Annotated in this window: 12 protein-coding genes; 1 reads left to right on the top strand and 11 read right to left on the bottom strand. The window is 66.8% G+C overall.

All coding sequences use genetic code 11. The features are described from left to right. Nucleotides 1-4: 4 nt before the first annotated feature. The 9 genes from QN239_RS10570 to fadD1 form a co-directional block, all read right to left on the bottom strand. Nucleotides 5-262 carry a F0F1 ATP synthase subunit C gene (locus tag QN239_RS10570; protein WP_170847486.1) on the bottom strand — a complete coding sequence of 86 codons (258 nt, stop codon included), beginning with the start codon at nt 260-262 and terminating at the stop codon, nt 5-7. An 82-nt stretch (nt 263-344) separates the two neighbouring features. Continuing rightward, complete coding sequence (atpB, locus tag QN239_RS10565; RefSeq protein WP_499010117.1) at nt 345-1151, bottom strand: F0F1 ATP synthase subunit A; 807 nt, start codon at nt 1149-1151, stop codon at nt 345-347. A 10-nt stretch (nt 1152-1161) separates the two neighbouring features. Then, entirely contained in the window at nt 1162-1626 is a 465-nt protein-coding gene (locus QN239_RS10560) for an ATP synthase subunit I (protein WP_499010115.1), read from the bottom strand. Between the two features lie 278 nt (nt 1627-1904). Beyond that, the gene (locus tag QN239_RS10555) at nt 1905-3071 is read right to left on the bottom strand and encodes a glycosyltransferase family 4 protein (RefSeq protein WP_187096506.1); all 1167 of its coding nucleotides are present in this window, start codon (nt 3069-3071) and stop codon (nt 1905-1907) included. 67 nt (nt 3072-3138) lie between these two features. After that, nucleotides 3139-3792: an L-threonylcarbamoyladenylate synthase gene (locus QN239_RS10550; RefSeq protein WP_499010114.1), complete on the bottom strand. Its 654-nt coding sequence runs from the start codon at nt 3790-3792 to the stop codon at nt 3139-3141. A gap of 12 nt (nt 3793-3804) precedes the next feature. Beyond that, nucleotides 3805-4644 (bottom strand): peptide chain release factor N(5)-glutamine methyltransferase, encoded by an 840-nt coding sequence (prmC, locus tag QN239_RS10545; RefSeq protein WP_499010111.1) that lies wholly within the window; start codon nt 4642-4644, stop codon nt 3805-3807. Then, complete coding sequence (gene prfA / locus QN239_RS10540; protein WP_499010110.1) at nt 4641-5714, bottom strand: peptide chain release factor 1; 1074 nt, start codon at nt 5712-5714, stop codon at nt 4641-4643. Before prfA ends, prmC begins: the two co-directional genes overlap by 4 nt. A gap of 72 nt (nt 5715-5786) precedes the next feature. Next, complete coding sequence (gene rpmE / locus QN239_RS10535; RefSeq protein ID WP_090363897.1) at nt 5787-6017, bottom strand: 50S ribosomal protein L31; 231 nt, start codon at nt 6015-6017, stop codon at nt 5787-5789. Nucleotides 6018-6174: 157 nt separating this feature from the next. Continuing rightward, a complete protein-coding gene (gene fadD1 / locus QN239_RS10530) occupies nt 6175-7749 on the bottom strand; it encodes a fatty-acid--CoA ligase FadD1 (protein ID WP_499010108.1) in 1575 nt (524 codons plus the stop codon). A 134-nt stretch (nt 7750-7883) separates the two neighbouring features. Here fadD1 and QN239_RS10525 point away from each other — a divergent pair, with 134 nt between their 5' ends. Continuing rightward, entirely contained in the window at nt 7884-8495 is a 612-nt protein-coding gene (locus tag QN239_RS10525) for a TetR/AcrR family transcriptional regulator (RefSeq protein WP_499010107.1), read from the top strand. Between the two features lie 66 nt (nt 8496-8561). Here QN239_RS10525 and rho read toward each other — a convergent pair whose 3' ends face one another. Next, nucleotides 8562-10586, bottom strand: coding sequence for a transcription termination factor Rho (rho, locus tag QN239_RS10520; protein WP_499010105.1), 2025 nt, complete (start codon nt 10584-10586; stop codon nt 8562-8564). Between the two features lie 304 nt (nt 10587-10890). Beyond that, the gene (thrB, locus tag QN239_RS10515) at nt 10891-11886 is read right to left on the bottom strand and encodes a homoserine kinase (protein ID WP_499010104.1); all 996 of its coding nucleotides are present in this window, start codon (nt 11884-11886) and stop codon (nt 10891-10893) included. Nucleotides 11887-11893: the final 7 nt, after the last annotated feature.

Genomic DNA, 11893 nt, shown 5'->3' with positions numbered 1-11893 from the left:
ATTACTAGCCCGTGTAGGCCGGCGTGGCGAAGACGAACAGCGCCATGAATGCCAGGTTGATGAAGTAAGCGGCTTCCACCAGACCGACGGTGATGAAGAACGGGGTGAACAGCCGGCCCTGGGCCTCGGGCTGCCGGGCGATGCCGGAGATCAGCGCGTTACCGGCGATACCGTCACCGATACCGGCGCCGATCGCGCCGCCACCCATGATCAGGCCGCCGCCGATCAGCGCACCCGCCGTGATGAGGGCGTTTGCATCCATTCCTATTTCCTCCTTGATAGCTGGTGGCGTTGCCACCAGGACTTCTGGTTCGTACGGTTCAGTGCAGTGGTCGTGATGTGGATCAGTGGTGCGCGTTCTCTTTGGTGTCGTGGTCGTCGTGGTCCAGCTCCATCGACTGGCTGAAGTACAGGATCGTCAGCAGTGCGAAGATGAAGGCCTGGATCAGACCGACGAAGAGGTCGAACGTCTTCCAGATGGCGTTCGGAGCCCACTGGATGTACCAGGGGAACATCGCGATGAGTGACACCAGGATGCCGCCGGCGAAGATGTTGCCGAAGAGTCGCAGTGCCAGCGAGATCGGCTTGGCGATCTCCTCGACGATGTTGATCGGCGCCAGGATGCTGACGTGGCCCTTGAGCACCTTGATCGGGTGACCGATGAGCCCGCGGCGCCAGAAGCCGGCCGCGTGGTAGCAGAGGAACACGAACAGCGCGAGCGCCAACACGAAGTTGATGTCCGAGGCCGGCGGCTTGTACCACTCGGCGGCGGCCCCGTCGGCCCCGCCGTACTGCAGCGGGAGCACGGCCAGCCAGTTCGAGACCAGGATGAAGGCGAACAGCGTCACCGACAGCGGCAGCACGAAGGGGGCGATCTTCATGCCGATCGACCCTTCGATCTGCTGGCGCATCTGGATGGTCAGTGCCTCCCAGAACAGCTGCACCCCGCCGGGCACACCCGTCGACGTCACCTTGGCCTTCAGCACGAAAGCCAGCCCGATGATGATGACGGCCGTGATGGCGGTCGCGAGGATGGTGTCGCCGTTGAACGTCATGCCCAACCACTCGAACACCATCGTGTGGTGCCCCACGTGGATGGCGGCGCCGCCGCCTCCCTCGGCGCCCTCAGCGGCGAGAACGATCTCATTCATCTGTGTCAGCTCAATCCTTCGATTCCGTGCCGGAGGTGTCGGGAGTGCCTTGGACGTCCAGTCCGTCTTTGCGGATCTTCTTCAGCACCGGCAGGCTGGTGGACAGCACCAGCAGCGCCTGGAAGATCGCCAATCCGAACAGGACGGCGATCCCGCCGTGTGCTTTGAAGCCGATCGCGACGGCCAGTGCGACGGCGGTGATGACCAACAGTCGCGTCGCGGAGTTTATGGCCATCTTCTTCTTGAGTGGGTGGTCCTCCGCCGTGATCGACTCGACGGCGCGGCGCACCAGCAGTGCGTTGAGCAAACCCAGTCCGAGGCCGACACCGAAGAAGACGCCGAAGAAGATGTGACCGGTGTACCCGGCGGCAAGAATGGCCAGGGCGGTGAGAACGAGGCAGACGACGAGCAGACGCAACGGGCGAAATGCCACGGAGGGGAACACCAACGGCGCATCCTGCGCTGGCGTCGTCACCTGGCTCACCTCAATCCCGCGTCGTCGAGGGCGTTACTCATCTGTCCTGCAAAATTCCTGTGCGTGCCCGCCGAGCGTATCGGAGGGCGACGGGCGCGCTGGAATCACCCAAGGGGTAGCTCCCTTTGTCGGTCGTAAATCGGTGCCAATCGGTCTTTCGACCGACGCGCCGGGCCGGCAACCCGTGAGGTTTTTCGGGTTATGGGCAGAACCGTACCACAAGGTAGGAGGCCCAAAAACAGGCCTACTACTTTTTGTCGTACAAACCCTCCGGACGGTCAGTCGACGGACTGTTCCCTACGCCGCAGCAGGGGAATCAGGGTGACGATGCCGGCGACCACGATGGCCGCCAGCATCACCGCGCCGGTGTATCGAGGGTCGAAGAAGATGGTGCTCGCGGCTCCCAACGCGACGATTCCCACCCACAAGTAGATGAGCAAAACCACCCGCCGATGCGAGTGCCCGATCTGCAGCAAACGGTGATGCAGGTGCATCTTGTCGGGGCTGAACGGGCTCAGGCCCTTGCGGGTGCGACGGATGATCGCCAGCAGCATGTCCAGGGCCGGCACGAACATGACCGCGACCACCAGCAGGAACGGCGACAGCAGCGCGAACACGTCGCGGGCACCGTAGGCGTTCTGCGAGATCGGGCCCGCGGCCGTCGTCGACGCCGCGGCCAGCATGAGTCCGATCAGCATCGAGCCCGAGTCACCCATGAAGATCTTGGCGCGGTGGAAGTTGTGCGGCAGGAAGCCCAGGCACGCGCCGGCCAGCACCACCGAGATCATCGCGGGCGGATAGAACAGGACGTCGCCGCCGTGGTCACGCAGCAGCCCGACGGAGAAGATGCAGATGGCCAGTGCGGTGATCAACCCGAGGCCGGCCGCCAGCCCGTCGAGCCCGTCGACGAAGTTCATCGCATTGACGATCGACACCGTCAGCGCCAGGGTCAGCAGGATCGAGGTGACTTGATCGAGGACCAGCGTGCCCACCCCGCCGATCGGGATGTAGAGGACGCTCCACGCCACCCCCATCGTCACCAGCACACTGGCGGCGGTGATCTGGCCGGCGAATTTGGTCAGTGCGTCCAGCCCCCACCGGTCGTCGATCAGGCCGACGAGCATGATGAGCCCGCCCGCGACGACGACGGCGGGCATACCGGTGGAATAGACGAAACCCCGGTTCAGCGCCGGTAGTTGCGACGCCAGCAGGATGGCGGCGGCCACCCCGATGTACATGGCCAACCCACCCATCCGGGGGGTCGGCTGCAGATGGACATCGCGTTCCCGCGGATAGGCGACCGCGCCGACCCGAGTGGCGATCACCCGGGCCCAGCCGGTGGCGAAGTACGTGATGATCGCGGCGGTGAGACCGACCAGGGCGAGCTCCCGCAGCGGGACCCCGGCGCCCCGGTCCGACAACGCCAGCACGGCTACGTTCACCACCCGGTGAACCGTACGCGACGAAGCTGAGGGTCAGATTCGGCGGGCTGGAGCGCAGCGACCCGGGAGATCAACCCAGCAGAGTCTCGGGTTCGGCACCGAGCACCTTGGCGATATCGGCGACGCTGACGGGTCCTTCGCGCAGCACCCGGGGGCTCTCGCTGGTGAGGTCGACGATCGTCGACGCCGCACCCTGCGGGGACGAACCGGCGTCCAGGTAGACCTCGACCCGCTCCCCCAGTTGACTCCGGGCCTCCTGAGCTGTCACCGCGGCCGGGCTACCCGAGATGTTGGCGCTGGACACGGCCATCGGCCCGACCTCGCGCAGCAGCTCGATGGCCACCGGATGCAACGGCATACGCAACATCACGGTGCCGGCCGAGTTGCCCAGGTCCCATTGCAGGGACGGGGCGTGCCGCACCACCAGGCTCAGCGCGCCGGGCCAGAACGCCTGGATCAGCTCGCGCGCCGCCGGCGGCACCGCGTACACCAGACCGTCGATCGTGTGCCAGGAACCGACCAGCACACCAACCGGCATATCCCGGCCGCGGCCTTTGGCGGCCAGCAGCGCGGCCACCGCGTCGCCGTCGAAGGCATCGGCACCGATGCCGTAGACGGTGTCGGTGGGCAGGACGACCAGCCGGCCGCCCTTGGCGGCGCTTATCGCGGAGGCCAGCCCGGTGGCACGCTGATCGGGGTCGGCGCAGTCAAACAGCTCAGACATAACGTCAGCCTCTCACCCGTTCCTGGTAGCCGTCACGAAGCGGGGCCGCCCGGTGAGATCTCGGCGGGCGGTGATGTCGGTGAATGCCGCCGACCGGTCGAACAGTTCGACCGTGGCGGATGAGGTGGTGTCGTCGTGTTCGACGCCGATTCGTCCACCCGGCCGCAGGAGCCGGGCCGCCGCTGTCACGATCGGCCCGATGACCGACATGCCGTCCGCTCCGCCGAACAGGGCGTGCTCCGGATCATGTTCTGCGACTTCGGGATCCAGCTCGGCACCGAGCGGGATGTAGGGCGGATTGCTGACGATGAGATCGACGGCTCCGTCGAGTTCGGCCAGCAGGCCGTCGGCGGTGACGTCGGCACGGATGAGCTGCACCGCCGTGCCACGGCAGTTCAACTCGGCGTAGCGCAACGCCTCGGCGGAATCCTCCACCGCGATGACCCGGGCGTCCGGCCGGTGCCGAGCCAGCGCCAACGCGAGTGCGCCCGACCCCGTGCACAGGTCGACGATCACCGCATCGGCCGGCAGTGGCTGGGCCTGCGCCCATTCCAGCAGCGCCTCGGTCTCCGGGCGCGGGATGAACACCCCGGGCCCGACATGCAGTATCAGCGGACCAAACGCTGCGGTTTCGACGATGTGCTGCAACGGAATTCGCAGCGCACGACGGGACACCAGGGAGCGGTAGCGGTCGATGAATCCGGGATCCGGTTCGAATACCGCGAGCCTGCCACGATCCACACCGGCGACGTGGGCGGCAAGCGACTCGGCATCCGCACGCGCGGAATCGATACCGGCGGCCGACAGCGTGGCGGTCGCGTCAGTGATCGCCTGCCGGACCGTGGGGCTCATGCCTGTTGCAGGCGCGCCTGCTTGTCGGCGGCGGCCAAGGCGTCGAGCAACGCGTCCATATCACCGTCGAGCACCTGATCGAGGTTGTGTGCCTTGAAGTTGATGCGGTGGTCGGCGATCCGATTCTCCGGGAAGTTGTAGGTGCGGATCCGCTCGCTGCGGTCGACGGTGCGGATCTGGCTGGCCCGGTCGGCCGACGCGTCCGCCGACGCCTGCTCCTCGGCGAGCGCCTGCAGCCGGGCGGCGAGCACCACCATGGCGCGGGCCTTGTTCTGCAGCTGTGAGCGCTCGTTCTGGCAGGTGACGACGATGCCGGTGGGCAGGTGGGTGATCCGGACCGCCGAGTCGGTGGTATTAACTCCTTGGCCGCCCTTCCCTGAACTCCGGTAGACGTCGATACGCAGATCGGACTCGTCGATCTGTACGGCCTCGACGTCTTCGGGCTCGGGATAGACCAGCACGCCGGCGGCCGACGTGTGCACCCGGCCCTGGGATTCGGTGACCGGGACGCGCTGCACGCGATGCACGCCGCCCTCGAACTTCATCCGGGCCCACACACCGTCGGCGGAATCGCCCTTACTGGCGATGGTGATGGTGGCGTCCTTGTAACCGCCCAGGTCCGACCAGGTCTCGTCGAGGACCGTGACCGTCCAGCCGTGCCGCTCGGCGTAGCGGATGTACATCCGCGCGAGGTCGGCGGCGAACAGCGCCGATTCCTCGCCACCTTCACCGGACTTCACTTCGAGCACGACATCGTCGGCATCGTGCGGATCGCGCGGGGCGAGCAGGTCGACGAGCCGGGCGTCGAGTTCGTCGACCCGGGCAGCCAGCTCGGGCACCTCGGCGGCGAACGCCTCATCCTCGGCGGCGAGCTCGCGGGCGGCCTCCAGGTCGCCGCGGGCGGCCTCCAACTTGCGGTAGGTCGACACGATCGGGGACACCTGCGCGAAACGACGACCGACACGTCGTGCCGCACCGGCATCGGCGTGCAGCGCAGGGTCGGCGAGCTGGCGTTCGAGATCGGCATGCTCGGTCAGCAACGCTTCGATCGGAGAAGGTGAACCGGTCATCGTGACCTCCAGTAAACGCAGATCGGCGCCCGGCCTGACAAGAATCTGACAGAACGGGCGCCGATGGGACAGCTAGTTGTCGGCAGCAGCCTTGGTGTTGCGCTTGCCGTACCGCTTCTCGAAGCGGGCCACGCGGCCGCCGCTGTCGAGGATCTTCTGCTTACCGGTGTAGAACGGGTGGCACTGCGAGCAGACCTCGACCACGATGTGGCCGCTGTCCTTGGTGCTGCGGGTGGTGAAGGTGTTGCCGCAGCCGCAGACCACGGAGGTCTCGACATAGTTGGGGTGGATACCCGATTTCATGGTTTTCCTCTTCAATCGTTGGCCGCCGGGTCGCCCGCCTCTGACCTGAGGACGTACGGACGTGAACCGGAACCGAGGGTCGACGGTCCATTATGCCAGGTCAACCGTCAAGTGCGAAAACGCACGATCACCGGCCGCTATTCCCGGTCCCGCGCCGCTATCCGAGGTGCGCCGCATACGCGGTGCCGTCACGCCTCCAGATGGTCCGGCCCTGCGGATCGGTGCCCATCGCGACCAGCTCGCGTTTGAGGATCTTGTTGGTCGCCGTGCTCGGCAGATCCGCCGCGATCCACAGGTAGCGCGGCCAGGCCTTCGGCGAGAGATCGGGCTGGGCGGCCAGGAACTCGCTGAATTCCGCGGGCGTCAGTTCCGCGCCGTCGCCCAGCACCACGGCAGCCATCACCTGGTCACCGACCAGCTCGTCGGGCACCGGATAGACGGCGACCCGGTTGACCGCGGGCAGTCGCAGCAGGATCCGCTCGATCGGGCCGCTGGTCAGGTTCTCGCCGTCCACCCTCATCCAGTCCGCGGTGCGACCCGCCAGGTAGATCCAGCCGTCCGCGTCCTGGTAGGCCAGGTCGCCGGACCAGTACACGCCGCCGCGCATCCGTTCGTCGGTGGCGGACTTGTCGTTGTAGTAGCCGCGGAACAGCCCGCTGCCCGAGGTGTTGACCAGTTCACCGGTGGCTTCGTCGGCGTTGATCAGCGCACCGGTGTCGTCGAAGCGCGCGACGGCGCACGGTTCCCCGGTCTCCTGGTGGTAGATCGCCACCCCCGGGAAGCCCTTGCCGATGGAACCGGCCGGGCAGTCCTCGGTGCGGGTGATGATCACGGCGGTCTCGGTGGAGCCGAACCCGTCCCAGACGGTGCAGCCGAAGCGGCGGCTGAACGCATCGATATCGCGGTCGGCCGCCTCGTTGCCGAAGGCCACGCGCAACGTGTTGTCGGCGTCGTCGGGTTGTTCGGCGGTCGCCAGGATGTAGGCCAGCGGCTTGCCGACGTAGTTCATGTAGGTGGCCCCGTAGCGGCGGATATCGGGCAGGAAACCCGAGGCGGAGAAGGTCGCGGGCGCCATCGCGGCCCCAGCGTTGAGCGCCACGCTCCATCCGGCGTAGACGGCGTTGGAGTGGAACAGCGGCATGGACAGGTAACAGGTGTCGGTCGAGTCCAGTTCGTAGCGCTGCACCAGGGCACTGCCCGCGAAGAGCACCGTCGCATGGGGCACCTCGACGGCCTTGGGATCGCCACTGGTTCCCGAGGTGAAGATCATCATGAACGTGTCGTCGGCGGTGACCTCTTTGTGCGGTGTGAGGTCCGGGGCCCCGGCCAGGAGCTGCGCCCACTCGTCGCTGCCGGTGTCGTACACCGTGACGCCGGCCAGATCGATCCCGTCGAGCAACGGCTTGTGCTCCGCATCGGTGATCAGGATCTGGGTGTCGACCTTCGCGATATCGCGGGCCAGTGCGTCACCGCGCCGCGTGGTGTTGACGCCGCACAGCACATATCCCCCGAGTGCGGCCGCCGCGAGCGCGGTGAGCATGTCGGGGGTGTTGCCCAGCAGCGCGCCGACATGCATCGGCCGCTCCGGATCCGCACGTCCGATGAGTGCCGCGGCTTGCCGCGTGGCGTCTGCCACGTGCGCACGCCAGGTCCAGCTCCGGTCGCCGTGTTTGACCGCGACGGTGTCCTGGTCGGCCCGTTCGCGCAACAACTGCTGGAGCGTGTCGGCCACAGCTGACCCTCTCGACGACGGTGAACATATTTGTGAAAGTGTCTACCATGGCGGAGGGTGTGCACCACAGCCGCGCCGCCATTGGCACAATCAGTACAGCCCCACCCCGTACATATGACCAGGAGCCGGCACCTTTGACGAGCACCACCAGCACCACCACCGCTCGCGGCGTTCGTGATCGGCTGATCGACGCCGCCGAAGTCTGCCTGCGCGCCAAGGGCATCCGGGCCACCACCGTCTCCGAGGTGGCCGAGGGCGCAGGGGTGTCCCGCGGCTGGCTGTACCGACACTTCCCCGACAAGGTGACCCTGCTGGGCGCCGCGATCGTCCGCCTCAACGAGGCGTACTGGTCCGAGGCGCACGCTGTCCTGGAGCAGGTCGAGGGCCTGGATCAGCAGATTGCCGCGGGTATCCGGCACGGCCGCACCGCGTATGACGACCCGGGCGCACTCCTGATGAAGCTGCGGATCGACGAGCCCGATGAGTTCGCCGCGTGTGCGGGCGCCGGTGTACAGGGTCTGGTGCCCGACCTGGCGAGCTTCTGGTCCCGCTACCTGATCGCCGCGCGCGAGAAGGGCGAGATCCACCCGGACGTCGTCATCGCGGAAGCCTCCGAATGGGTGGCGCGCGTAGTGATCTCGCTGGCCACCGTCCCGGGCGACACGCTCGATCCCGGCGACTCGAATCAGCTACTCACCCATATTCGGCGCTATCTCATGCCCGCGCTGCGCAGCGCTCCCGCATAAGCCGAATCGACAAAAGAGTCCCGCTTCTCACGAAGCGGGACTCTTTTGTCGGTCGATCGGCGCGGACTAGTCGTCGCCGTTGCTACCGGGCGCGTTCTTGGAAACCTGGACCAGGAACTCGTAGTTGGTCTTGGTCTTACGCAGCTGGCTCATCAGCAGGTCGATGGCCTGATGCGAGTCCAGCCCGGAGAGCACCCGGCGCAGCTTGTGCACGATTGCGAACTCCTCGGACGACATCAGCAGCTCGTCCTTGCGGGTGTTGGACGGATTGACATCGACGGCGGGGAACACCCGACGCTCGGCGATCTTGCGGTCGAGCTTCAGCTCGGCGTTGCCGGTGCCCTTGAACTCCTCGAAGATCACGGTGTCACCGGTGGAGCCGGTCTCGACCAGCGCCGAGGCGATGATCGTCAGGGAGCCACCGTGCTCGATATTGCGGGCCGCGCCGAGGAACCGCTTGGGCGGGTACAGCGCGGTGGAATCCACACCACCGGACAGGATGCGACCCGAGGCCGGCGACGCGTTGTTGTATGCGCGGCCCAACCGGGTGATCGAGTCGAGCAGCACCACGACGTCCTTGCCCTGTTCGACCAGGCGCTTGGCCCGTTCGATGGCCAACTCGGCGGCCTGGGTGTGGTCTGACGGCGGCCGGTCGAAGGTCGAGGCGATGACCTCACCCTTGACCGAGCGGGTCATGTCGGTGACCTCTTCGGGGCGCTCGTCGACGAGCACGACCATGAGGTGGCATTCCGGGTTGTTGGTGGAGATCGCGTTGGCGATGTCCTGCATGATCGTCGTCTTACCGGCCTTGGGCGGGGACACGATCAGGGCGCGCTGGCCCTTGCCGATCGGCATGATCAGGTCGATCACCCGGGTGGTCAGCCGCTCGGGCGTGGTCTCCAGGCGCAGCCGCTGGTTCGGGTAGAGCGGCGTCAGCTTGGTGAAATCGGGCCGATTCTTGGCGTTCTCGACCGGACCACCGTTGACGGTGTCCAACCGCACGAGTGGGTTGAACTTCTGGCGCGGGTTGTTTCCGCCGCCGCCTTCACCCTCACGGGCGACGCGCACCGCGCCGGTCACGGCATCGCCGCGGCGCAGGCCGTTCTTGCGCACCATGTTCATCGACACGTAGACGTCGTTGGGGCCGGCCAGGTAGCCGGAGGTGCGGACGAATGCGTAGTTGTCGAGCACGTCGAGGATGCCGGCGACCGGCTGGACGACGTCGTCCTCGCGCAACTCGGTGTCGCGGTCTCCCCCGCCGCCGGAGCTGCCCGGACCGTCGCCGGTGCGCTCGCCACGGCGCCTGCGATCCCGGAACCGGCGTCCGCGCCGGCCCTGGCGGCTGTCGTCATCGTCATCGCCGCTGTTGTCGCCGCGATTGTTGTTCTCGCCGCGGTTGCTGTTCTCACCGCGGTTGTTGTTGTCGCCGCGGTTGTTGTTGCGGTTCTGGTTGCGGTTCTGCTGACCGCCGTGCTGCTGGTCGCCGCTGCCGGCGCCCTCGGCCTTGTCCTGCTTGTCCTGGCCAGCGGACTTCACCTCTTCACGAGGTGTCGCGTCACCAGCCGGCGCGTCCTGGCTCTTCGCCTCGGCGTCCTGCTTGGGTGCGGCGTCCTGCTTGGGTGCGGCGGCCTGCTTGGACTCGACGTCCGGCTTGGGTGCGGTGTCCGGGCCGGCCTCGGCACTGTCCTGCGACGCAGGCTCCTGCGCTGCGGCGGGCGCGCCCGTACCCCGGGAAGCGCCGCGGCGCTCACGCCGCGGCCGTTCGGTCTGCTCCGGCGCATCGGCTGCAGCGGCAGGGGCGCTCGCGGCCTTTGCCGCTGGTGCCGCGTCGGCTGCAGCGGCCGTGCCGCCACCCCCGCTGCGGATTTCCTTGATGGCAGAGATGAGTTCGCTCTTGCGCATACCGGACGTGCCCTTGACGCCGGCCTCATTGGCCAGTGCGCGCAGGTCCGGGAGCAGCATCGACGTGAGCGAGCCGCCACGGCCACCGCGAGTAGCGCCCGTACTGGGCGCATCGGTGGTTTCCACGACTGGTTGCGCGGCGACGGCCACGTCGCTGTCGCTTGTCGTGAAGAGGTCCGTATCAGTCACGGATTTCCTTTCTTTCCTCGCCGTCCATCCGACGCGAGGGGTCCCCGAAGGTCATGTGCAGTCAGCCAAACAGCCGATTGCGTTGTCTTCCACGGCGCCACCGTCACCATTGCAACGATGACCACCAGGATTCGCCGCCATGCGGAGGACCGTCAGCCCACGAGTGAAATACGAGAAGATGAGGTAGTCGTCCTAGTGTCGGCGCAGCTAGAGACGCTGCGATTGCTGGACAATTGCGAGAATAACTCGCATCACTGCCGGAAGCAAGAAACGCCTGTTTCGCGTGTTATCCCGAAGCGGCGTTTCAGGCGATGCCGGGTGACCAGCGAACACCGTGGCCCACCGACATTTCGGTGACGGCGAATCCCTTCGCGGCGCCGAACTCCAGAGCCTTCTCCGGTAGATCCGTCCCGTTGGTCAGAGCTATCACCGCAGGTCCGGCTCCTGAAAGCACCGCTGGTATGTTCAACCGCCGCAAGGCCGCGAGATATTCCGCCGATGCCGGCATCGACGGCGCCCGCTGCGGCTGATGCAGCCGGTCCTCGGTCGCCTCCAACAACAGATCGGGCCGTTGAGTGAGGGCCACCACAAGCATCGCCGCGCGGCTGAGGTTGAACCGGGCGTCGGTATGGGGCACCTGCGTGGGTAGCACGGCGCGGGTTTCGGCCGTCGATGACCGGTTCTCCGGGATCGCGGGGAACAACCGGATATCCGGGTGCAGGTCCAGCTGGGCGGCGCCGTAACGAGCCGGACAGGCCTTGCCCCCGTCGCTTCGCTCGCCCGTGCCGATTTCCCCGTCGCTTCGCTGGCCCCGGTCCCCTGAAACGGTCCAGGACACCACCGCGCCGCCGAGCACGGCAGCCGCTGCGTTGTCGGGGTGCCCCTCGAACTCCGAAGACAACTGCACCAGTTCATCGCGGCTCAGTTCCGGCGAACCTACTTGCACGGCAAGCCCATTGACGACGGCCAATCCGCCCACCACGGCTGCCGCCGAGGATCCCAGCCCACGCGAATGCGGGATCACGTTGCGGCAGGTCACCTTCAACCCGCCGACCTGCAGGCCGGCTGCCGCCAGGCCACGATTGATGGCCCGCACCACCAGGTGCGATTCGTCCAGCGGAACCTGACCGGCGCCCTGCCCTTCGACATCGATCTTGAGGCCGGATTCCGTTGTCTCCACGAAGATTTCGTCGTACAGACCGAGCGCGAGACCGAGACTGTCGAAGCCGGGTCCGAGGTTGGCACTGGAGGCCGCCACAGCGGACGAGGCCGTCAACCCGGCCCGCAGAATCTGGGTCACGAGAGTT

Origin of the sequence: Mycolicibacterium sp. Y3 (assembly GCF_051188035.1) — a bacterium.
In the GTDB taxonomy this organism is placed as follows: domain Bacteria; phylum Actinomycetota; class Actinomycetes; order Mycobacteriales; family Mycobacteriaceae; genus Mycobacterium; species Mycobacterium fluoranthenivorans.
The sequence above is the reverse complement of the archived record's forward strand: the minus strand, read 5'-3'. Positions and strand labels throughout refer to the sequence as shown.

Bases quoted from the DNA above. Each gene is read 5' to 3' on its own strand.
- QN239_RS10570 (WP_170847486.1), bottom strand. From the start codon at position 262: ATGGATGCAAACGCCCTCATCACGGCGGGTGCGCTGATCGGCGGCGGC.
- atpB (WP_499010117.1), bottom strand. From the start codon at position 1,151: ATGAATGAGATCGTTCTCGCCGCTGAGGGCGCCGAGGGAGGCGGCGGC.
- QN239_RS10550 (WP_499010114.1), bottom strand. From the start codon at position 3,792: ATGTCTGAGCTGTTTGACTGCGCCGACCCCGATCAGCGTGCCACCGGG.
- prmC (WP_499010111.1), bottom strand. From the start codon at position 4,644: ATGAGCCCCACGGTCCGGCAGGCGATCACTGACGCGACCGCCACGCTG.
- prfA (WP_499010110.1), bottom strand. From the start codon at position 5,714: ATGACCGGTTCACCTTCTCCGATCGAAGCGTTGCTGACCGAGCATGCC.
- rpmE (WP_090363897.1), bottom strand. From the start codon at position 6,017: ATGAAATCGGGTATCCACCCCAACTATGTCGAGACCTCCGTGGTCTGC.